This is a genomic window from Pseudokineococcus sp. 1T1Z-3 (genome assembly GCF_037482365.1).
Lineage (GTDB): Bacteria > Actinomycetota > Actinomycetes > Actinomycetales > Quadrisphaeraceae > Pseudokineococcus.
This window is the reverse complement of record NZ_JBBHZF010000017.1, coordinates 448-21,957: the sequence shown is the minus strand read 5'-3', so window position 1 is coordinate 21,957 and position 21,510 is coordinate 448. Positions and strand designations below refer to the sequence as shown.

The 21,510-nt window shown below is 72.9% G+C and carries 22 protein-coding genes; 12 read left to right on the top strand and 10 right to left on the bottom strand.

Annotation, left to right across the window (positions count from 1 at the left end):
• Positions 1 to 423 precede the first annotated feature (423 nt).
• Entirely contained in the window at positions 424 to 1,425 is a 1,002-nt protein-coding gene (locus WDV86_RS05035; RefSeq protein ID WP_339566514.1) for an FRG domain-containing protein, read from the bottom strand.
• A complete protein-coding gene (locus WDV86_RS05030) occupies positions 1,422 to 1,727 on the bottom strand; it encodes a hypothetical protein (protein WP_339566513.1) in 306 nt (101 codons plus the stop codon). The genes WDV86_RS05035 and WDV86_RS05030 overlap by 4 nt, the downstream gene beginning before the upstream one ends.
• Before the next feature lie 306 nt (positions 1,728 to 2,033).
• On the opposite strand from WDV86_RS05030, the gene WDV86_RS05025 reads away from it, so the two are divergent.
• From WDV86_RS05025 to WDV86_RS05015, 3 genes are all read left to right on the top strand, one after another.
• Positions 2,034 to 2,435 carry a MobC family plasmid mobilization relaxosome protein gene (locus WDV86_RS05025; RefSeq protein WP_339566512.1) on the top strand — a complete coding sequence of 134 codons (402 nt, stop codon included), beginning with the start codon at positions 2,034 to 2,036 and terminating at the stop codon, positions 2,433 to 2,435.
• Complete coding sequence (locus tag WDV86_RS05020) at positions 2,435 to 4,063, top strand: relaxase/mobilization nuclease domain-containing protein (RefSeq protein WP_445262945.1); 1,629 nt, start codon at positions 2,435 to 2,437, stop codon at positions 4,061 to 4,063. The genes WDV86_RS05025 and WDV86_RS05020 overlap by 1 nt, the downstream gene beginning before the upstream one ends.
• Positions 4,064 to 4,169: 106 nt before the next feature.
• Positions 4,170 to 5,135: a hypothetical protein gene (locus WDV86_RS05015; RefSeq protein ID WP_339566510.1), complete on the top strand. Its 966-nt coding sequence runs from the start codon at positions 4,170 to 4,172 to the stop codon at positions 5,133 to 5,135.
• 81 nt (positions 5,136 to 5,216) lie between these two features.
• Here WDV86_RS05015 and WDV86_RS05010 read toward each other — a convergent pair whose 3' ends face one another.
• The 8 genes from WDV86_RS05010 to WDV86_RS04975 all read right to left on the bottom strand — a co-directional run bounded on the left by WDV86_RS05010 (position 5,217) and on the right by WDV86_RS04975 (position 13,979).
• A complete protein-coding gene (locus WDV86_RS05010) occupies positions 5,217 to 5,828 on the bottom strand; it encodes a DUF4913 domain-containing protein (RefSeq protein WP_339566509.1) in 612 nt (203 codons plus the stop codon).
• A complete protein-coding gene (locus tag WDV86_RS05005; protein ID WP_339566508.1) occupies positions 5,825 to 7,651 on the bottom strand; it encodes a type IV secretory system conjugative DNA transfer family protein in 1,827 nt (608 codons plus the stop codon). The genes WDV86_RS05010 and WDV86_RS05005 overlap by 4 nt, the downstream gene beginning before the upstream one ends.
• Complete coding sequence (locus WDV86_RS05000) at positions 7,648 to 9,270, bottom strand: ATP/GTP-binding protein (RefSeq protein WP_445262944.1); 1,623 nt, start codon at positions 9,268 to 9,270, stop codon at positions 7,648 to 7,650. The genes WDV86_RS05005 and WDV86_RS05000 overlap by 4 nt, the downstream gene beginning before the upstream one ends.
• 116 nt (positions 9,271 to 9,386) lie before the next feature.
• Complete coding sequence (locus WDV86_RS04995; RefSeq protein WP_339566506.1) at positions 9,387 to 10,892, bottom strand: SCO6880 family protein; 1,506 nt, start codon at positions 10,890 to 10,892, stop codon at positions 9,387 to 9,389.
• On the bottom strand, positions 10,879 to 12,309 hold the full coding sequence (locus WDV86_RS04990; RefSeq protein ID WP_339566505.1) for a hypothetical protein: 1,431 nt from the start codon (positions 12,307 to 12,309) through the stop codon (positions 10,879 to 10,881). The genes WDV86_RS04995 and WDV86_RS04990 overlap by 14 nt, the downstream gene beginning before the upstream one ends.
• Positions 12,306 to 13,079, bottom strand: a complete 774-nt coding sequence (locus tag WDV86_RS04985) for a hypothetical protein (RefSeq protein WP_339566504.1) — start codon at positions 13,077 to 13,079, stop codon at positions 12,306 to 12,308. Before WDV86_RS04985 ends, WDV86_RS04990 begins: the two co-directional genes overlap by 4 nt.
• A gap of 4 nt (positions 13,080 to 13,083) precedes the next feature.
• Entirely contained in the window at positions 13,084 to 13,353 is a 270-nt protein-coding gene (locus WDV86_RS04980) for a hypothetical protein (RefSeq protein ID WP_339566503.1), read from the bottom strand.
• Positions 13,353 to 13,979, bottom strand: coding sequence for a DUF6668 family protein (locus WDV86_RS04975; protein WP_339566502.1), 627 nt, complete (start codon positions 13,977 to 13,979; stop codon positions 13,353 to 13,355). Before WDV86_RS04975 ends, WDV86_RS04980 begins: the two co-directional genes overlap by 1 nt.
• A gap of 205 nt (positions 13,980 to 14,184) precedes the next feature.
• Between WDV86_RS04975 and WDV86_RS04970 the strand changes: the two genes are divergently transcribed.
• The 9 genes from WDV86_RS04970 (at position 14,185) to WDV86_RS04930 (ending at position 21,290) form a co-directional block, all read left to right on the top strand.
• Complete coding sequence (locus tag WDV86_RS04970; RefSeq protein ID WP_339566501.1) at positions 14,185 to 14,700, top strand: helix-turn-helix domain-containing protein; 516 nt, start codon at positions 14,185 to 14,187, stop codon at positions 14,698 to 14,700.
• On the top strand, positions 14,690 to 15,190 hold the full coding sequence (locus WDV86_RS04965) for a helix-turn-helix domain-containing protein (protein ID WP_339566500.1): 501 nt from the start codon (positions 14,690 to 14,692) through the stop codon (positions 15,188 to 15,190). Before WDV86_RS04970 ends, WDV86_RS04965 begins: the two co-directional genes overlap by 11 nt.
• A gap of 52 nt (positions 15,191 to 15,242) precedes the next feature.
• The gene (locus WDV86_RS04960) at positions 15,243 to 15,797 is read left to right on the top strand and encodes a hypothetical protein (protein WP_339566499.1); all 555 of its coding nucleotides are present in this window, start codon (positions 15,243 to 15,245) and stop codon (positions 15,795 to 15,797) included.
• Complete coding sequence (locus tag WDV86_RS04955) at positions 15,794 to 17,035, top strand: MAB_1171c family putative transporter (RefSeq protein WP_339566498.1); 1,242 nt, start codon at positions 15,794 to 15,796, stop codon at positions 17,033 to 17,035. Before WDV86_RS04960 ends, WDV86_RS04955 begins: the two co-directional genes overlap by 4 nt.
• Entirely contained in the window at positions 17,032 to 17,646 is a 615-nt protein-coding gene (locus WDV86_RS04950; RefSeq protein WP_339566497.1) for a hypothetical protein, read from the top strand. The genes WDV86_RS04955 and WDV86_RS04950 overlap by 4 nt, the downstream gene beginning before the upstream one ends.
• Before the next feature lie 129 nt (positions 17,647 to 17,775).
• On the top strand, positions 17,776 to 18,321 hold the full coding sequence (locus tag WDV86_RS04945) for a hypothetical protein (protein ID WP_339566496.1): 546 nt from the start codon (positions 17,776 to 17,778) through the stop codon (positions 18,319 to 18,321).
• Between the two features lie 4 nt (positions 18,322 to 18,325).
• Positions 18,326 to 19,501, top strand: a complete 1,176-nt coding sequence (locus WDV86_RS04940) for a M23 family metallopeptidase (protein ID WP_339566495.1) — start codon at positions 18,326 to 18,328, stop codon at positions 19,499 to 19,501.
• Between the two features lie 35 nt (positions 19,502 to 19,536).
• Complete coding sequence (locus tag WDV86_RS04935; protein ID WP_339566494.1) at positions 19,537 to 20,970, top strand: MinD/ParA family ATP-binding protein; 1,434 nt, start codon at positions 19,537 to 19,539, stop codon at positions 20,968 to 20,970.
• A 71-nt stretch (positions 20,971 to 21,041) separates the two neighbouring features.
• A complete protein-coding gene (locus WDV86_RS04930) occupies positions 21,042 to 21,290 on the top strand; it encodes a hypothetical protein (protein ID WP_339566493.1) in 249 nt (82 codons plus the stop codon).
• The last annotated feature ends 220 nt before the right edge of the window (positions 21,291 to 21,510 follow it).

Genomic DNA, 21,510 nt, shown 5'->3' with positions numbered 1-21,510 from the left:
CCAGTGGAACGAGGACCTGCACTCGGCGCAGGTCATGTGGGCCGAGCACGAGGCCCGCATGGTTGAGGGGCTCCACCAGGACAGTTAGGCCGCTGCTCTGCCCCCGTCCCTCCCGATAGATGCCGCTCGTCGGCGCTGGTGGTGGGGTCAAGGGTGGCCCGCAGGGCCATCGCGCAGCGACGCGCAGCGCCCTTGACGCCGCCGGCGGCGCTGACACGCTTCCGGCGTCGGGAGGGGACCGGAACGCGCCCCGTCAGGTGACCGGGCGGAGAGCGCCGCAGGCGCTTGTGGTGACCGTGCTGGGGTCAGGCCGTGCACGGTCGGCGCATGCGGTGGTGACGTGCGTGGAGTGGTGAGGGCGCCGGCTGTGTGCGGGTGGTCAGGTGGGTCCCGTCGTCCCCCTGTGGGCGAGCCGAGCCGTTGTTAGCTCGGGTCGTCCACAGGTGGTCGAGGGGTGGCCTTGGTCTCGTCGCTGGGTGCTGTCTCGGTCGCAGGGATGGTGACGACCCCCGGGTCTTGGCCGAAGTCTTGGGCGAGGCCGCCGATGTCGGGGAAGAGCCGCTTGAGGTCACGGGCGTAGGTGCCTGCGAGGTGGCCGCGGACGGCTTTCTTGGTTCTGGGTTTGATGACGAGGGCGCAGAAGGGCAGCTGGTGGGGGGCTCCGCGGCCACGCTCGGTGGGGGCGAAGAGCTTCCCCAGGCGGTCGTGGCCGGGGGCTGCTTCGTGTGTCAGCTCGAGGCCGTCGAGGCCGGTGTCCGGATCGGTGTCGGGGATGAACGCGCTGGCCAGGAACAGTCCCTCCTGTGCCGCCATGCGGTCGTCCCGCACGGTCGGTTCGACGAGGAAGGGACGCCGGCTGTCCGTGGACGCCTCCAGTGCGGCGAGCAGGTTGGAGCTGGGCGTGCTCTCGAGGGCGGCCCACGTCATGACTTCTGCCGGGAGCAGCGGGATGGTCCGTTGGACGGGGAGGTCGGTGACGTCGAAGGCGAGCAGGGCGCCCGCGACGTTGTCGCGGCCGAGGTCGCTGGCGCAGGCGAACCACAGGGCCGTGTAGGGGTTGGCGGTGACGTCCAGGAGCCGCGTGGGTAGCGAGTGGTGCTGAAGGCTGGCGAGTAGCTGGAGGTCAGGGAGGTGGGTGGCGCCGTGGAGGCCGAGTCCCCACTCGCGTGCGCGGCGTAGGGCGTCTCGCTCGGCGGCCCGCGCGAGCTGCTCGCTGTAGGGCGCGTCGCCGGGCGCGTGCTTGTCGAGGTGGCGCCAGAGCGAGGACTGGACCCGCCAGGTGGCATCGGCGACGCCGCGCCAGACGTAGCGCCGGCCAGCCTGCAGCGACCCGATGCGGGTGATGGCGCGCAAGAGCGCGTCCTGCCCGTTGGGGCGGTAGCCCCAGCCGCTGGACAGCCAGTGGTTGCGCGTTGCGGGGCTCACTCCGAGGGAGTGCCAGCACTGTCGGCGGGAGTGGGGCTGGTGCGTCGACGGCGTGTGCGCTTCGTGCCAGCGCGCACCTCGGGCTCGTCGAGACCGACCTTCTTGAGTTCGGCGGCGGTCCAGCCGGCGGTCAGGGCGGCGGCGTGCTCGGCGGCGTACTTGGCGTCGGCGTTGGCGAGGGTTTCGCGGGCGGCGTCGCGTTCGGCGGCGGCGGTGGCGAGGGAGCGTCCGGCGTCCATGCGGGCGTCGACGAGGGCGCGCAGTCCGGACTCGATGGCGTCGGGGTCGGTGGTGGTGGTCATGGGGTCACGGTAGTGGGCTTGGGCGGCACCGTCAGGTGCCGTGGTGGTCCGGGGCGGAGCGAAGGGCGCGCGCTGCTACGACAGGAGAGAAGCGGAGCAAGCTAAGCACTTAGGTTCCCTAAGTGGGGCCCGGCTCTCGACAGGCTCGACCGGTGGCGGCACACTGCGTGTGCAGGGCCCACCGGTGGTGGGGCGCTGCGCTGGGCCAGGTGCTCGAGCAGGAGCACGAGGGACGACACCTCGGGGAGGTGACCGGAGATGACGGACGACACGTCGACGTCGGGCGGATCGTCGTCGGGATCGGGCGTGTCCTCGCTGGGTTCGGTGTCGCCGTGGCGGGCGCTGGGGCGACGTCGCCGGGCGAACGTCCCGGGGGGCCGGCTGCACCACCACAAGGTGTCGGTGACGCCGGAGGAGGAAGCCGTGCTCGTGCGCCTGGCGGAGTCTCAGGGCGTGACGGTCGTGCGCCTGCTGGTGGAGTCCGCGATGTCGCCGCAGGGGGAGACGCCGGCGCAGCGCCGCGCGGCGATGTCGGAGCTGCTGTCGGTTCACCGGCAGCTCGCGGGCATCGCCACCAACGTCAACCAGCTCGCGCGTCACGCCAACGCTGGGGAGGAGTTCCCGCCCGAGGCGCGAGCGGTGCTGGCGCGGGTGCGGACGCTGGCGTTCCGCATCGACGACGTCCTCGACGGGATCGCCAAGCCGTGATGCCCAACGTGACCCGGGGCGACCGGATGGGCGGACTGCTGTCCTACCTCGTCGGGCCGGGCCGGGCGAATGAGCACACCGAGCCGCATCTGGTGGCGGGCGACGAGCCGGTGATGGCCTGGCACGACGACGCCGAGCTCGACCGTGCCACTTCGTTGGAGGTCGCACGTCATCTGGACCGACCTCGCGCGTTGTACGGCGTGGAGGTGCCCGGCGGATCGGTGTGGCACTGCTCGCTGTCCCTGCGGGCCGAGGAGGGTCAGCTCGACGACGGCAAGTGGGCGAACATCAGCCGGGACTTCGTGGACCGGATGGGGTTCACCGAGGCGTCGGGGAAGGCGCCGTGCCGGTGGGTCGCGGTGCGCCACGGGTTGTCGACCGCGGGTAACGACCACGTGCACCTGGTCGTGTCGCTGGTCCGCCAGGACGGCACGAAGGCGAACACCTGGAAGGACTTCGCCCGCGCGCAGACCGTCGCCGGTGAGCTGGAGAAGAAGTACGGCCTGGAGGTCGTCGAGTCCCGCGACGCCGACCGCGGCACCCGGGGCGTGTCGCCCGCGGAGCAGGCCCGCGCGGAGCGCTCCAGCGCACCCGAGCCGGAGCGGCTGACGCTGGCCCGCAACGTCCGTGCGGTCGCCGGCGCAGCACCGGACGAGGCGTCTTTCGTGACCGGTCTGCGTGAGCAAGGCATGTGGGTCCGGGCGCGCTACGCCGCCGGCCGTGACGACGTCGTCACCGGCTACAGCGTGGCCGCCAAGCCGGCCCCCGGGCAACGTCCGGTGTGGTTCGGCGGCGGACACCTTGGGCGGGACCTGACCATCGCCCGGCTGCGCCAGGGGTGGCCCGACTCGCCCGAGGCGTCCCAGGCCGCGGTCGCTCAGTGGCAGGCCGCCCGGCGCGGCCAGCCCGCCGGCCGGACCCGCGGGCGGCGGGTCACCGTGGGCGACGAGCACCTGGTCGCGTGCACCCGCGAGGTCCAGGCGATGCGCGCGCACCTGGCGTCTCTGGACCCCGCCGACCGGGCCGGGTGGGCGCACGCCGCCCGGCAGACCTCCGGCGCGCTGGCGGCGTGGTCGGCCCGTGTGGAGGCCAAGCCCGGTCGGCTCGCTCGCTCGTCGGACGCCCTGGCCCGGTACTCCCAGACGCGGGCGCACGTCGAGGCGCCGGCGGTGGCGCGAGCTGCGGCCCGGCCGTCGTTGCGGGGCACGACGCTGATGCTGATGACAGCGGCCGACAACGGCCGCGGCCGCGCCGCAGAGGCGGTCCTGGTGCGCCAGCTCCTCAAGACCGCCCAGGCCATCCACGACGCGCAGGTCGCCAACGGGCAGGCCCGCTCGGCAGCGCACCTGGCCCAGACGGTCAAGGACGAGTTGCGACCGGTGATGCGCGAGCGTCCGGTGCCGGAGTGGGTGTCCGAGCGAGGCCTGGACGGCTCGCGCCCGGCCGTCACCTCGACGGCCACGGCACAGGAGCGCCAGGACGCGCGAAAGATCGTGGAGTTCGTGCGCGAGGCGAACGGGCCGATGCACCGGCCCCTTGGGTCGCCGGTGCCCGAGCCTCTGGCCGAGCCGACCAGGGCCCCGCAGACGCCGACGCGACCTGGCCCGGACCGAGGCGTCGAGAGGTGACGAGGAGCAGGCCAGGCGTCAGCCGCGCACCGACCGGAGTGCCCGGCGGAGCGTCACCCGCAGCACGACCCAAGGCACTGCCAACAGCACGACGAGGGGGAGCGGCATGAGCGAGTCGGACGGCATCGAGGAATCCTTCGAGGGACAGGTCAGGGTGGCCCTGCTCGTGGCCGGGCGCGTCGCGGAGGAGCTGGCCCGTCAGCGGGAACGCGCGGCGCGTGAGGCCGAGCAGCAGTCGACCCAGGCCGCGCGCGACCTGGCCGACCGGGTGACCGCCGAGCGGACGACGGCACGGGCGTCGCTGGCGCCGATCGAGCGCGACGCCTGGTGGGAGCGGGCCACCCCACGCGACATCGAGGCGGCGTGGCAGACCGCCCAGCAGTGGCAGGACGTCGAGCCGGACGCCCGCCGCGCCACCGAGACGATCCGCGAGCAGGTCCGCACCCGCTACGGCATCGACGTCGACACCCTCGACCCCAACCGCCAGGACGCCGTCAGCCGCGCCATGGACGACCGTGCACGGCAGGAGCGGGAGGCCGCCGAGCGTGCCGGCCGTGACGGCGACCGGGCACGCTCGGAGGCCGATCAGGAGCGGGTGGTGGCCACCCTCCTCGCCAACGAGGCCGTCGACGAGCGCGCCGCCGCTGACGACCTCAGTGGCGAGCAGGGCAGCCGGGTGCCGCCGCTCGAGCGCGCCGACAGCGCGGAGCAGGAAGCCGACCAGCGCGGCCACGACGCCGCTGCCGCCGACAGCCGAGCCGCCGGCGCCGATGCCGAGCGGTCGGCCGCTCTAGGGGCCGCAGGACGGGCGGAGAGCGCGTCGGGGACGTCCCGTGCGCAGGGGCCGGCCTACGACAGCCACGAGCGGCGGGCACAGACCCAGAGCCGTCTGGAAGGCACGCTGGGACCCGGGCACGCCGAGGCCATCGAGGCACGGATGGCGGCCGACACCGCGAACGCGCGGCCAGCCAGCGACATCGCCCACGAACAGGCTCCAGCTGTGCAGGCCACCGGTCGGCGGAGGCTGCTCTTCGGCAAGGCACGCACGAAGAGCCAGGGCATCGAGCGCTAAGGAAGACGAGGCAAGCAGCAGGGGGCGGCACCGTCGGTGTCGCCCCCTGCTGCTTGTCCGGGTCCTGTCGGGATCGACCGGTCAGGCACCGTCGCCGGCGTCGTAGAGGCCAGGTGGTGGACTCTCCAGCGGGAGTCGGCGCCAGGACCGCTCCGTGTGGCCCTTGTCAGGGCTGCACCCCTTGAGTGGGCCGTCGGCGCTCATGAGGACGTTCATGTTCGGGTCGCCGTGTTGGAGCAGCCACGTCGAGGTCCCGACGGTGGGGTCCTTGCGCAGGTGCTCCCAGGCGCGCCAGATGGCGTCGAGGCGGACGACGGCCTCGGAGTGACGCCACCACTGCGGGCACCAGGTGAGCTCGCGCAGGTCGAAGCTGCGGGCGTAGGTGGTGGCCAGGAAGCCTTCCACGAAGTCCGGGAGCGTGTCGTAGAGCAGCGCGGGCGGCTGGTCTGGGGAAACCACCTCGACCGCACTAGACCGGGCGGCGTCGGCGAGGTCGGCCAGCACGTCGTCGTCGAAGGCCTCGTCGACGGCGGCAGAGGCCACGTCCTCGAGCCTCTTCTGCACGGCGCGCTGGACGGCCGCGTCCATCCCGGCCCGCAACGCGGGCAGGGTCAGGTCGGCCCGGCGCTGGTGGAGCTCGTGGACCGAGGCGATCTGCTCGTCCTCGGCGTCCCAGTCACCCGAGGTGCTCATGCGCCCGCCCGGTCCCCGGAGGCCGCCGCCGGGGTGGCCGATGCCTCAGCGATGGTCGCGGCGGCCGCCGGGTCGTGGGCCTTGATGGAGGCGGTGACGGCCTCAGCGTGCGGCCCTGCCATCCACGGCAAGGTCCGCACGAGGGTCGGGCGTGAGCCCGACGCCAGGACGACCGCGCGGCCGCGCGACAGCGCGGCCAGATCGGCGACGTCCAAGACCTTCTCCCGGGTCGTCGAGCGGGACGTCGAGCGGCCGTGCCGGGAGGAGGACGTCGCAGTCGACGTCCGCTCGTACTCCCCGATGAGGGCGGACAGCTCGGTCAAGAACTCCACCTCGGAGACGCCGCCGCCGTAGACCTTGATGTTGGCCGCCGACCACAGCTTGCGCATGCCCTCGCGGCCCCAGACCTCAACCCCCTGGGACCAGGACTGGAGGATCGTCATGATGACGATTCCCCGGCTGCCGTAGTGGCTGTAGAGGTTCGGCAGCTCGCGCCAACGACAGACGTTCGCGGCCTCGTCGAGGACAGCGACCATGGGAGTGGCCAGGCGGCCACCGGGCAACGTCTTGGCCAGTTCTTCGGCGGCCTCGGTGATGGCCACGGTCAGCGCCGTGACCAGCGGGCCGGCCGAGCCCTGGCCCTCCTTGGACAGCGAGTAGAGGGTCCCCGCGGAGCGGACGAAGGCCGCGGGGTCGAACTCGAGCCGACCGGCCGCTAGCCACGGGTTGTCGGACTTGCTGTGCGGGGTGACCCAGGCCATCGCCTTGCGGTTAGTCATGAACGACGCGAGCTGCTGGGCAGTGCCGTACACACCCGCGCGCTGCTTGTCGGCAGAGTTGATTACCCCGGACACCGATGCGGCGTTCATCGGGTAATTGCCCGCCCGCAGGATCTCGACGGGCGTGCTGTCGCCCTCGTCGGAGATCCACAGGTAGACGTCCGTCAGGGGCCTCTTGTCGATCGCTGCTGCCAGCAGGAGGTTGGCCAGCAGGCCCCGTCCGGCCGGCTCGAAGAAGGCGTCGCTACGGGCGCCGGGGTCGCGGGACGCCGCCGCGAACAGGTCGGCCAGCTGAGTGGCCTTGACCTCGTCGGTGACGTAGGTCAGCGGGTTCCACCACCACACCGGCTGCTCCTCGACGATGCCCTGGGGGTCGAAGACCCACACGGCGCTGCCGCTGCCGGTGTCTCCGTTGGCGGCCGCCGCATGCGCGGCTCGGGGATCGCGGGTGGCGTCGACGAGGTCACGCTTGTTGGAAGTGGCGATGACGGCGCCGGGGGCGTCGAGAATCGCGGGGATCGCTCGAGAGGTCGTCTTCCCGGTCCGCGGGCCCCAGATGTCGACCGCGACGTCCTCCCAGCCCGTGTAGAGCAGCGCGCCGCCGGCGACGGTGCGGGCCAGCGGCAGCCCGGGGGCGTCGGTGGCCACCCCGAGACGCTTGGAGGTCGCGGTGGCGGTCTTGGCGCGCAGCCCGTCGATGTCGCGGCCGCGGCCCATGTGGGTCGCGGCGACGTCGACGCGGGCCCGCTTGGCCGCCCGGCGGGCGAGGACCACGGTGGTGAGAACTCCAGCGACGAGGAGCACCAGCCCGGCGGCGACCGCCAGCACGGTCGCCGTCGTCGTCCACGCGACCTCACCGGCGATGAGCGCGAAGACGAGGTCGAAGGGATTGGCCGGCAAGCCGGCGGTCCCGTCGAGGGCGGCGGCTCCGTGCAGCACCGCCCAGAAGGCGCTCAACAGTGCGAGGACGGCCAGGACGCCGCCGAGCAGCAAGTAACCGCTGGCGTCGGCGTTGCTGCCTGCGCGACGTGACGGGGCGCTCACCGGTGACCCTCGGCGGCCGCCTCGTCGGCGCCGAAGAGGGAGTCCCCGGTGGGGACGTCGCCGGCAGCCAGGGACCCGTCGTCGTTGACGGCGAGATTGACCGGTGCATCGGCCACACCCTCGTCGACGACGGCGCGCACGCCCTCGGCGTCGATGAGGTCGTCCACGCGCCCGGAGCGCGAGACCTCACGCCAGAGCTTGTTGGTGTCGTTGAGCGCGAGCTCGGCAGGGGTGAGGTCGACGTGGACGGGGATGCCGGTGCGGCCGCCGACCTTGACCAGGAAGTTGCCCTGGCCGGGAGGGGCCTTCTCCTCCTCCTCGACGGGGTCCCAGGCGGGCGGGTCGGTCCAGGACACGAGCTTGTTCTGCTCGGTGCGTGACAGGTGGACCACCTGGGTCAGCTTGGTCATCTCCGCCTCGGGCAGCCCGGCCGCCACCAGCATCCCGGCGCGCTCGACGAACCCGCGAGCCTTCATCCGGTCGTCGGCGTCCGGCAGGGCGTCCAGGTCGGACATGGTGTGGGTGATCATCGCCAGGCCCACCCCGCGCTGGCGGTTGAGGCGGGTGAGGGCGTCGACCCGCTCGACCAGGCCGCGGGAGGCGCGCAGGGCGCGCCAAAGCTCGTCGAGGACGACGAAGTAGTGCCGCCGCGGCTCCAGCCCCGCGTCGGCCAGGACGTTGGCGTTGTTGACCGCGCCGAAGCCGTAGGACCAGCACGCCAGCAGCGCGGCGGCGGACAGGTCGGTGTCGGACTCGTCGATCGAGGACACGTCGAAGACCACCGGGGCGTCGCGGCGCATCGGCGTGGTGGTCGGGTGGGAGAACATCTCCCCAAGCCGGCCGGTGCCGGTCAGGCCGATGAGGGTGGCTTCCAGGCCCTCGGTGATGTCGCGGTAGCGGTCGATGCTGCCGCGGTCCAGGGCGACCGCGCGGACGTCCTCGGGGGCCTCCCGGATGACCTGGAGCAGGTCGCCCAGCACGGGCACGTCACCGGCCGCGGCGCGGTCGTCGAGGACCCGCAGGGCACGGTCGAGGATGGATTCCTCCCGGTCGGAAGGCGGGGCCTTGCGGGCGATGCTGATAAGGGAGGCGACCATCTGGTGCCGGCGGCCGTGGGCGTCGGCGGACACCCTGGCGGCCGCGGAACCCGTCAGGCGGGCAGCGGTCGCGCGGGCCTCGCCGGGGTCCAGAACGTTGAGGTAGCCGCGGCCGCGGCCGAGCTCGATGACCTGCCCTCCGAGGGCGCGGATGAGGTCGACGTAGTCGGGCTTGAGGTCGCCCAGGACCAGCGGGAGGGTGCCGTAGCCGGTCAGCCCGGCGCACCAGCGCCGCACCATCGTCGACTTCCCCAGGCCCGGCTTGCCGAGCACGAACGCGCTGGGGTTGGAGATGAGGTTGGCGCGCTGGAACCAGCTGATTGGGTCGGCGCAGACGGGCGCGTTGGTGTCGATGTTGCGCCCGATCGGCACCCCCATCAGGGGGGAACCGGTGCCGGCCGACCACGGCCACAGCCCGCAGGCTTGCACCGTCGTCGAGCGCCACATCGAGGCGGCCTGGACGTACCCGGCGCCGCCAGCGCCGCGTCCGGTCCACCCGCGAGCCGGCGGCCGCGGAGCCATCCGAGGGCGGCCGGGCGGCTCGTCGGTGGGCTGCTTGGTGCTCGGCGTCGCTGCCCGTTGAGCGGGTCGGCTGGCGGTCTGCTTGCGCGAGAGCTGGCGGGGCGAGTGCAGGGCCATCACAGGGCCTCTCGGATCGAGTCGGGCACCTTCAGGTGCGCCGGTAGGTGCAGGCCGAGCGGCAGGGCCGCGGCGAAGGCGGAGTCCTGGGAGCCGTGGACCGGGCGCAGCGTCAGGCGGGCGGTGGCGGCGAGGTTGTCGACGGTGGCCATCGCGTCCTCGAGCCGGTCGGCGTCGGAGACGGTGGCGGTCACGAGCATCCCGAAGGACAGCAGTCCGGCGCCGGCGGCCTCCTCGTCGGCGGTCGCGGTCGCGGCGCGCTGCTCGACGAGGACCCGCGAGGACGGCCGCTTGGTGGAGGTGGCGCGGACGTCGGCGTTGCGCTTGTCCTGCTCGACGATCCGCGCGGCCCTGGCGGAGTCGACCGGGCGGTAGAGCATGGTGACGCGCTTGCGGTCGACCCGCGGGTGCGGGGCGAGCAGGTGCTCGAGCACCGAGGACCGCACGGTGCCGCGGGGGGCCACGGTCATCGACCAGGTGCACGAGAGCGCGGAGTCGTGGCGGTAGTGGTTCCAGGTCGACTCGGTAGCGGTGGGGCCGACGTCGGTCCACGACAGCTCGGGGGTCGCACCCACGGCGTGCGCCTCCTCCAGGAGCCGGACGGCGTCGGGGTCGAAGGCGCCGCGCACGACCTCGCACAGGCCCTGGGCGGACAGCGGGCGTGCGACGCCCCCGCCGGTGGCCTCGAGCCCGGCGCTGATGCCGGGTAGGCGGGCGGCGAGGTCGTGGCCGACCTCGTCGGCCTTGCGACGGCGTCCGCCGGCGGGGCCGGCGGCGGCGGTGAAGGTCAGCGCCACCCAGGCGCGGACGGTCGCAGCGCCGTTGGGGGCGGTGCGGGCGGTCTCAGCGAGGATGGCTTGCGCGACGGCCGGGGCGTCGGGGTCGGCGTGCAGGGCAATCTCGCGTCGCAGCCGGGTACCGGTGTCGGGGGCGGTCTCGACGGTCACCGACACGGCGGTCAGTCCGGGCTCGTCGCCCAGGGAGGCCAGCCAGGCGCCCCAGTTGGCGACCCAGGAGTCGACCTGCTCGGCGTCGACGCCGGCGGCGCCCTCGGGCTCGGTGGCCAGCACCACCGTGTAGTGGCCGGTGGAGGGGACGTGCAGGAGCGCGAACCGCCGCGAGTAGGAGTCGAAGTGCTCTGACAGCGAGGAGGCCGCGAGCAGGCCGGGGAGCTGGTGGGTGCCCCACCGGGTGCGCCCGAGGACGCCCGAGCGGTAAAGGTGACCGCCCAGGCGCTGGGCGTTGGCCCAGGCCATCCGGCCGACGACCCGCTGGCCGATGGAGCGCCCATGCCGGTCGCGGATGACGACCACACCGAGGGCGGCCACGGCTACCAGGGCGGTGATGACGGCGGGGATGAGCCCGCCGATGGCGTTGGCCACGATCATGGCGATGAAGCCGGCGAAGACGATGGCGGTGCCGATCAGCCCGAAGGAGCCGATCCCGGCCGACAGCGGCCGCCGCCAGTTCCCGTAGGTGCGCGCGCTGCGCTCAACGACTGCCACTAGGGCCGCCTCCCTCACCCGTCGCGGAGTCCGCGGCGTCTCGTCCTGCCTGAGCGGCCGCACGGCGGCCCTTGTCCGCTATCTCGACGCCCTTCGCCGCGGCGGCGACGCCGACGCCGACCGGGCCCGCGGCGGCCGCGGCGCCACCTGCGGCGGCCCCGCCGGCCGCGCCGGCCCCACCGGCGGCACCAGCCCCCGCGCCGGCCGTGGCTGGTGCTCCGGCGCCCGCACCGGCGGGGCCCTGGGCACCGGCCGCGGCCGGGGAGAGCGCCTGCTCGCTACCGGCGCCCTTGGCGCCCTTGGCGCCCTTGGAGCTTGTGCTCCCGCCACCGGAAGGACCGGCGCCGGAGGGGCCGTCACTGCCGGAGGGGCCGGTGGTGCCACGGCCACCCGGCGACGAAGAGTCCTTGCCGCCACCGCCGCCGTTGCTGCTGGATGCGCGGCTGGCCATCGCCTTGCCGGCCATGATGGCGCCGGTGGGCAGCGCCGCGGCGGCCAGCGCCGCGCTCCCCCCGCCGCCAGAAGCCATAGCACCGACCATCGGTGTCACGAAGCGCATGAGGGCCGGCAGGGCGACCAGCGCCAGCAGCATCAGCGTCAGACCGGTGACGAGGTCGATCAGGCCGGTGCCGTCGTCGGAGAACACGTCGGTGCCGGTCAACCGGAACGCCGCTGCGTAGACAATAGCGGCGGCGGGCTTGTAGAGGATAAAGGCGATGAGCCAGGCCACGCACTTGACGAACCATTGCCGACCCATGGCCGTGTTCGTGAAAGCAGCGGCGGTGGGAAAGATGCCGGCGAGGATCACCAGCATCCCGCCGCGGGCGACCATGAGCACGATCTGCACAATGCTCATCAGCAGGGCTGCGCCGCCGAGGACAATCAGCACCAGCGAGGTCAGCCCTTGCCCGGCCCCGCGCGTCGCGCCGAGGAGCAACACAGTCATGTTGTCCCCGAAACCGCCGGTCACCGACCGGTCGATCAGGGATTGAGCCAGCGCGTCAGAGGCCGTCACCAGTAAGGCGATTACGGCGAGCCCGGCGCCAGAGACTACGACGAAGGTGATCAGGGCCATCATCAGCCCGATCAGCGGCTCTCCACGCCGCTCCCACGCGGTGCGCCCAGCGCCGACGAGGATGGCGAGGACGGCCAGCGAGAGCGTGAGTGTGTAGAGATTGGTCTGGAGGAAGCCCACCGCGTCCGACGGGGTGCCCGTCCCCGGATCGGTCGACAGCACGGGCGTCCCGATATTGACCCACAGCGTCCCCAGCGCCGCGACCGTCTGGCCCACCGCCTCGGTGACCGCGTCCGCCATCTGGGTGAAGACGTCCCCGGCGATGTTGGCCAGCGCCCCCGTGAGTCCCTCAGTGGCCCTGCACGCCACGTCGGTGAAGTCGCAGGCAGGTCCAGCGCTCATGCGATGCCCGACCAGGGCGTGAAACCAGTGAGGTTGGGAAGAGCGCTGACACCGGGATCAAAGTTCGACGGGATGACGTACTTCCAGTCGCCGTCCTCCCACCGCATTGGTGTCGGGAGAGACGCGTAAGCACCGTCCGGGGTGCGGACGGCAAGCTCGACGAGGACCTGGTCCTCGTCAGCCCTCACGAAGCGGTAGCCGGCGATCTGCCCGACGCCCTGCGCGGACTCGCTGATGTCTCCTGCGAGAGCAGCGTCGCGCTCCGGCGTCATCGCCGTCAGCTCTTCGTAGACCTGGCGGGATCGACCGTTGAAGCTCTGCGCCCACCAGTTGATCGAAGCGAAAAGCGCGCCCGTGGGGTCGTGGGAGAAGCAAGAGGCGAAGCCGTCGTCGGTGATCGTGCCAGGCCCGGCTCCCTCAGGGTCGGTGGGCACGGCGGTGGTCCCGACGAGCTGCCACTCGGCTGCCGGCGCCTCGACGGGCACACCCGGGGAGCCCGGCGAGAGACCGCAGACGCTCTCGCCAGCCACGGGCTCGGCGTCCTCTTCCGGCTCCGCAGGGATCGAGGGGGACGGCGAGGGCGACGGCTGAGGTGCGGCCGCGCCCTCGTCGCTGGGCGGCAAGACGAACAGGACGACTGCCAGGAGGGCGAAAAGGGCCAGGACCACCGCGGAGACGACGAAGCCGGGACGACGCCACGGGCTGCGGCCCGTGGCGTCGTCGTCCTCGTGGGCCCGCCAGGCCAGGCGGCTGAGGGGGGTCGAGGCCATCGACTCAGGCCAGGGCGCCGACGAGACCACCGGCGGCACCGACGAGCACCGTGGCCACGAGCACGAACCCCAGGCGGCCGGCGTGCTCGCCACCTTCACCGCGGCGGTTGGACACCGCCATCAGGCCGGCGGTGATCAGGACACCGATGACGCACAGGACCAGCACGATCCAGCCGGCCCAGGAGATGACCGTGGTCAGGCCCTCCATGCCGGGCGGCGCGGCGGGCGGGGCGATGGGAACGACGGTGAGGACGGCAGCGGTGAGGGTGTTCATCAGGAGACCTCTCGGGTGTCAGGGGCGGTCGCCCCGGTGTCGGTGGTGGGGGCGGACAGGCGCGAGACGGCGCGAAGCAGGGTCCGCACCGCCGTCGGGGGGGCGGTGGTGCCGTCGGCGGGTGCGAACCGGGCCGCTTCCAGCCAGGGCAGGTGCCACGTCCTCGGTGCGCCGCCGGCGACCAAGCGGGTCAGGTCGCGCAGCGGCTTCGGCGTCTTGCCTGGAGCGTCTGCGACGACGACCAGGCCCAGCAGACTTACGCCGGGTACAGCGCCAGAGGCCCAGTCGGTGAGGGCCCGCTGCGCGGCGTAAAGGCCGCGGGCGTGGGAGCGACTGACGAGCACGACCGCTGAGGGGGTCGCCTCGTCGACGCTGGTGGGCCAGCAGTGGTCGGCCGCCCGGGAGCCCGGCAGGTACTCGCTCAGCGTGCTCTCGCCGGCGCCGCCGTGGGCTCCCAGCCACCACACCGACGCGGTGACCTCTGGAGTCCTGCGGGCGAGCCGGTCAACGCTTTCCAGCTCGTCGACGCCGCGCTGTGGCGCTGGGGACCCGACGAGGTCGAGCTCCACGTGGTCCTCGATGCTGTCCGGCTCCTGCGTCGCGGTCAGCCATGGGTTCTGTCCCACCGTCGCACCTCCCCCTACCTCAGAGCGGTCAGGACGGCCACTCCGCCCCGTAGACTCATGTGCACAGCATCCCACGTCAAGCGCCAACGCCGACGCTATGCATCTGAACCTCACGCGTCGTGGTGCCAAACCGTTGACCCGGAAGGAGGAGGCGGCGTTCTGTCGGTCACTCCCACCACGACGTCGTCTCCCTAGGCTTCGCGCGATGCACCCCGACCTCTACGACACCGACGACCTGGCCGCGGGCCTGGGTGTGCACCCCTTGACGCTGCGCCGGTGGGTCGCCTCCGGGCGCATCCCTGGCGCCCAGATTGGCCGCCGTTGGCGGTTCTGGGGGCCAGCGGTCATCAAGGCTCTGTTCCCTGACGCGGACCTGGCGGCCGCCGGATCAACGCGGCTACCCCACCGCGCCCAGACGTCCGAGCTGGCGGTCGAGCCCGTGGTGGTCAACGCCCGGACCCTGGCGGAGTTGCTGGACCTGCGGCTGTCGACGACGACGGCGCTCATCCGTCAAGGCGCCATCGCCGGCACAAAGGTCGGCCGAGAGTGGTTGGTGCACTGGCCGTCGCTGCGCGACCACATCGCCGCGGGCTCCTCCCAAGCAACCGAGGCGCTCGCCGGCGCCCCGATCGCAGACGCTGGGACCGCCGAGGAAGTGCCCGTGCGACCATGGGCGCCCGCAGGGGGGACACCAGCCGACAGGGACACCGATGGCCCATAACGACGACGAGCAGGGCCGTCCCAAAACGCTGGCCGAAAAGATCGATAAGCTGTTCAAGAGCATCCGCCGCAGTGGTGAGCCAGAGGCCACCTACCGCGAGGTAGCCAACGCCATCGTCGCTAGGGGCGGCACAATCTCTGCCAGCTACATCTGGCAACTACGCACGGGTGTCAAAGACAACCCGACGATGAGGCACCTACAAGCATTGGCCGACTACTTCGGCATCAGTCCGGCGTACTTCCTCGACGAGGACAAGTCGAAGGAAATTGACTCCCAGCTGGACCACCTGGTCGCGGTGCGGGACTCCGGTGTCCGCACGATGGCGCTCAGAGCGGCTGGGCTCTCCCCGGCGGGCCTACAGATCGTCAATGACCTGATCGAGCGAGAGCACCAGCGAGAACGTGACCTGATCGAGCGAGAGCACGAGCGAGAACATGACATCCAAGCTGCGGGCGGTGAGACTGGTTCGTCATCGGCAGGACAGGACTGACGTCCGACCGCTGGGGCGACCCCCGACAGCGGCGGACCGAGGAGGACAGCCGATGAAGCTCCCCGGCCGGCACGCCCGCCCCAAGGTCGACTTGCGCCAGCTCCGCAGGCGCGTCGAGGGCCGGATCGCCGCGCTCGACATACCCGAGCCCTTCAACATCGACGTGCTGTGCGACCGCATCGCCCAGCGCCAGGGCCGGCCCATCGACCTGCGGCCGATGCATGAGGACGACCCGACCGTGCCCTGCGGGATGTGGCTCCAGATGCCCTCCCGCGACGTCATCCTCTTCGAGGCCTCCGCCAGCACCCCTCACCGCGACTTGATCGTGGCGCACGAGCTGGGGCACCTGCTGGCCAACCACCCATGCGACCCCCGCCTGCTCGAGGCCTACCGGGCCAGGGCCATGCCGGACCTCGCCCTCAACCCCGACCTGCTCACCCGAGTCCTCGGGCGGGTCTCGTACACGACCCCGGCCGAGCAGGAAGCCGAGTTGTTCGCCTGGCTGCTGCTCAACCGCTCCCGCGGGGACGTCGACGAGTCCCACGCCACCCAAGACTTGGACGATCCCGTGGCCAGGGCCATCGCCTTGCTCGGGCCCTCGCTGTGACCGCGGTCTCGGTCACCGTGGCCGTTGCCCTATGGACCGCGGTTGTCCTGCGCGCACCCGGTGCGAAGAAGAACCATCGGCGCCGGATGCTCTGGTTCACGCTTCTGTCTCTGGCCCTCGTGGCGACCTTCGACCTGCCCTTCGTCCTGGACGGCATCGGGTCTTTGACCCCAGCCGCCCACAACGTCGGACACCTGCTCAAGTACCTGGCCGCCGTGATGGCCGCCGCCGGCGCCCACGAGATCGTCCGCGGCGGCTACCTGCCGCCCGGCCGCGCCGAGGTCGGCTTCGGGGCCCGCGTCGCCATCACCGGCGGAGTCCTCGCGGTGCTGGTGGCCCTGTTTGTCGTCGCGCCCATCCACACCGAGCAGGTCGACAGCCTCACAGCCGCCTACGCCGGCCTACCCACCATCAGGGCCTTCCTGGTGCTGTTCCTGGCCGCGCTGTCGACGCTGCTGGTAGGCGTCGTCCGGCACACCGCCTGGTACCGCCGCCAGCTCCCGCCGGGACCGCTGCGCACGAGCATGACCATGATCCTGGCCGCCGCTGTCGCTGGACTGCTCTTCGCTCTGCTCAAGGTCCTCGTCGTGGCCAGCACGCCGATGATCCCCCGGGGAGCCGCGGCCCTGACGGTGTCGCCGGTGAGCACCGGGCTGTTGGCGACGTCGCTGCTGCTGTTCGCCGTCGGGACCGCCTGGCACGCCCTGCAGAACCTCACGCCGGGGCGCTACCTCATCGCGCTGCACCGCGACCGACAGCTGCGGCGGCTGTGGCGAGACCTGCGCGACGTCGTCCCGACCATCTCCTTGGAGGACGCGCTGGCGCGCCGCAGCGACACCGACGGTCACGAGGCCGGGCACCGCCGGATGCCCGTCGGGCGCCACGAGGTCGAGCTGCGCTACTGGCGCCGCGTCATGGAGATCCTCGACGGCGAGCTCACTCTGCGGCCCTACGTCGTACCCTCGCTGCGCGGGGCGGCCGAAGAGGCCGCGCGGCGCAGGGGTGTGGCCGCCGTCGACGTCGCTCCTGTCGCTGAGCGGGCCGTGCTCGAGGTCGCCCGCCGCCGCCGTACGCGAGGCGAGGCACCCGTGCCCGGCCGCGCCGCGCCGCGTACACCCCCTCTGTCGAGTTTCGACGTCGAGGCTAGGCGGCTTCACGCGATGGCAGCCCACCGCGCCGACGCCCTGGACCTGGCCGACCACCTCGACCACGACACCTCCGCGACGATCGCCTCATGACCATCGACGCGCACGCGCCCACGAGAGGAACTGCCCGGGCGGGCCTCGCGCAACGGCTGACAGACCTGCTGGCGCCGACCCACCTGCTGGTGGCCGTCCAGCTCCTCGTCGGGGTCGTCGCCGGCGAGACGTCCACCAGCGGGCTGGCCTGGGGGGCGCTGGCGGCGCTGTTCACGGCGGTCCTGCCCTACGCCTTCGTCCTGCGCGGCGTCCGCCGCGGCCGCTACGGCGACCGGCACGTCAAGGACCGCAAGCAACGTCTGGTGCCGCTGGCCTTCGCGGGTGCCTCCGTCGCCACCGGTGTCGCGGTCCTGGCCCTGGCCGGAGCACCCGGCCAGCTCCTCGCCCTCAACCTGGCGACCCTGCTGGGGCTCGTGCTGATCTTGGCCACCACGCTCGTGTGGAAGATCAGCGTGCACTCCGGGGTCGCGGCCGGTGTCGCGTCCGTGGCCTCGATGGTGCTCCCGCCCGTGGCCGTCGTTGGCGTCCTGCTCGTCGCTGCCGTCGGCTGGTCCCGCGTCGAGCTGCGCGACCACACCCGCGCCCAGGCCCTCGGCGGCGCCGTCCTCGGTGCGGCCGTGGCCGCCACCCTCTTCGCCACCTTTCGCTAGGTCCCGGGTCCCGCTCACCTTCTTCCGCCCTGTGTAAACTCACGTGAACAGGGCGGCCGGATGCCGCTCGTCCACGCCTGGACGGCGAGGAGGAGCGCCCAGCCCGCGACGGACGGTCCAGGGGGCGACGTGCGAGGTAGCCGGATCACGGCCAGGGCGCTGCTGCCCGCGGCGCTGATGCTGGGTGCGTGCAGCAGCGCGCCGACCGTCCCTGATTCAGCCCCGCCGACGTCGGTCTCGGCGCCGCCGACGGGGTCTTCTGCGACCCCGCTGGCGGAGGGACCGGACTACGGCGAGGACGTCCCGGACGCCGAGCCGTTACCCACCTGGGACGCCGACGCGCGCGCGGCGGCCGTCCAGCACGCCGGCGCCACCATGACCGCCTTCGCCCGGCCTGGGCTGCCCGAGCAGCAGTGGTGGAACGAGCTCGCGCCGCTGATGACCGTCTCCGGGCAGGACGCCTACGGCGCGGTCGACCCCGCCGAGGTCCCCGCACGGCAGGTCACCGGCGAGGCCGTCCTCGTCGACGATTCCTCAGCATGGCTCGCCCGGCTCGAGGTTCCCACCGACGTCGGCGCGTACGAGGTCCTGCTCGCCCGCGAGGACGCCGCCGCTCCGTGGCGCACCGAGACGATCACCCCTCCGGCCGCCCTCTCGCGGCCGGCTGGGCGGTGACCTGGTGAAGGCCGGTGGAGCCGTCGCCCTCGTCGCGGTGCCGGTGGTGCTGCTCGGCGGGTGCATGGCCGGGACCCTGGTCATCGGCGGCGCCGTCAGCGCCTACGAGCAGTCGCAGCAGGCTCGCTGCGGCGGCTACTCCCCCGGTGGCGTCGTCGACGTCGGCAACCTCCCGGCCGGTTCGGTCGCCGGGTACTCCGGTGAGCAGCTCGCCAACGCCGCGCAGATCATGAACGCCGGTGCGGCACTAGGGCTGTCGGTCCGGGACCAGACCATCGGCGTGATGACCGCGATGGGTGAGTCCTCCCTCAGGGTCCTGGACTACGGCGACGGCGCCGGCCCCGACTCCCGGGGTCTGTTCCAGCAGCGCGACAATGGCGCCTGGGGCTCCTACGCCGACCGGATGGACCCCTACCGCTCGGCCACGTCCTTCTTCCGGGTCCTCGCCGGCGTCGAGGGCCGCGACCAGATGCAACCCACCCGGGTCGCCAACCGCGTCCAGCGCAACGCCGACCCCAACCACTACACCCGGTGGTGGGAGCCCGCCGTCGCCGTCGTCGACGCCCTGACCCTCTCAGGCGCTCTCACCGCGCCCGGTGCCCCGTCCACCCCCGGCCCGGCTGTCGTCCCTGCCGCTGCGCCAGCGGTCTCCCCCGGCGCTGTCCCCGGCGTGGGGCCCGGCGTCGCGGAAGCCCCAGCGGTCCCAGCCACCCGCGCGCTGTGCGGCCAGGACGGCGCCGTCGTCCCCGTCGGAGAGGGCGGCTGGGCCCAGCCCGCCGCCGGCCCGTACACCTCCGGCTACGGGATGCGCTTCCACCCGATCCGCCGGGAGATGCGCCTGCACGGCGGCATCGACCTAGCCCCCGACTGCGACTCCCCCATCAACGCCGCCACCAGCGGCGTCGTCGCCCGCTCCGGTCCGACCGGCGACTCCTACGGCACCTTGATCGTCCTGGACCACGCAGGCGGCGTAAGCACCTACTACGCCCACATGTACGCAGACGACCTCTTGGTCTCCGTCGGTGACCAGGTCACCGCTGGCCAGCAGATCGCCCGTGTCGGCAGCTCCGGCGGCTCCACCGGCTGCCACCTGCACTTCGAGGTCCGCGTCAACGGCGAACGGACCGACCCCGCGCCCTTCCTCGAGGCGCGCGGCGTGGACCTGCCGTCCCCCACTTGACCAACCGCCACCGCACGCGTCCGCTGGAGGACCTGATGTCAAAGCCCACAACCACCACCGCCCCCGTGGTCGACGTCCTCGTGACCACCGACGGCACCGCCCAGATCACCGTCGACGGCGTCTCCCACGAGCTAACCGCCGCCGACGTCGACAACGCCCGCCGCCGCAGCGTCGCCCACATCGCCTCCACCGTGGCCACGCCCGCGGGCGGGCCCGTGCTGGCCAAGGTGGTCGATCCCGACGGCTCCTGGCACCTGCTCATCCACCCCGACGGCACCCTCGGCGAGGCCCCGCAGCCCTCGTCCCCCGTCCACGAAGAGCCCGCCGCCGAGGAGCCCGCCGCCGAGGAGCCCGCGGGGCCGAGGACCGAGGCCACAGCTGAGACGCCCCCCGTGGCCTCTTCTCCTTCTCCTGCACCGGCCCCAGCAGCGCCGGCTCCGGCTTCGGCACGGCCGGGCCCGGTCGAGGCTCCGCGCGCCGACGTCGGTGAGCCGCCGACGCCAGCGCGGCACGCCCGACCCAACGCCCAGGACCTCCTCGGCGACCACGGCTCACCCGCGGACGCCCAGCGCGCCCGCCAGGGCTGGCGCGGAGCGCTCGTGCGCGGGCTTCACCTGCCGCTGGCGCCAAGCGCGGACGAGGTCGCCCTGCAGGCCGACCTGCACGCCGCGCAGGCCCAACTGCCCGGGCCCACCACCGTGATGGTGGTCAACCCCAAGGGCGGGGTCGGCAAGACCACCTCCACCCTGCTGCTGGCCGCCGCCCTCGGCGTCGCCCGCGGCGGCGGGGTCCTAGCCTGGGACAACAACGAGACCCGCGGCACCATGGGCCTGCGGTCGGCCGACGCCGGACACGGCGGCGACGTGCGCACCCTGCTCGCGGCCGCTCCCGAGCTGACCTCGACCGCCGGACGCCTGGGCGACCTGGACACCCACGTCCACCACCAGCCCGGCGTCCGCTTCGACGTCCTGCCGTCGGAGGGCGACCCGGCCGGCACCGGCGTCGTCGACGGCGAGGACTTCGCCGCGCTGCACGCCCTGCTGACCCGCTTCTACCGGGTCCTGCTCGTCGACACCGGCAACAACATCCGCTCGGCCAACTGGCAGGCCGCCGCCGCCACGGCCGACCAGCTCGTCATCACCACCACCGTCCGGGAGGACTCGGCGACCTCGGCCGCCTGGATGCTCGACTCCCTCGCCGACGGCCCCCACGCCGGGCTGCTCTCCCGCGCGGTCACGCTCCTGCACGACCCCGCACCCAAGACCTCCGAGAAGCTCCGCCGGCGCCTGGGCGAGCACTTCGCCGCCGCCACCGACGACCACACCGGCGCACGCGTCGTGCCGATGCCCTACGAGCCGTCGCTGGCCGCTGGCGGACGCATCGACCACGAAGCCCTCAGCCGCCCCGGCCAGCGCGCCTGGCTGCACGCCGCCGCCACCGTCGTCACTGCCGCGGGCGACGTCGCCTGATTGCAAGCGGCCTCGGCGTGTCGCGGGCAACGTTCGGCTCTAGCAAGCAACCGGGCGGAAGGGTGACGGTCATGGCACGGATCAAGGGACGGCAGGCGCGCCCGGCGGGCGCCTCGGCCACGCTCTACGCCCGAGTCGCCCCACACAACATGGCCAAGGCCCAGGCCGCCGCCAGTGCGCTCGGCACGTCCGTCGCCGCCTACCTCGACGCCCTCCTCGAGCAGGAGCAGCTCGACGAGCTGGGGCGACCTTCGTGGTGGGACCAGCCGGTCCGCGCCTCGAGTGATCAGGAGGAGCTGCCGCTGCAGCGAGTGAGCTAGGGCAGTGCCCTAGAGACGACGAAGGCCCCCGCGCCAACGGGGGCCTCGTCTTGGAGCAAGTGACCGGTTACCAGCCGGTCTGAGTACGTCTCCCGGTAGAGAGGCGCTGCGTCGCGTTGACGATACAACCTGCCCTGGGGCAGGCGCCAGACCCGACCCCCGACACGCCCACCGGACCCCTCAAGCGGGGGTCCCGGCGTCGTCGTCGTGGGCACCTGGT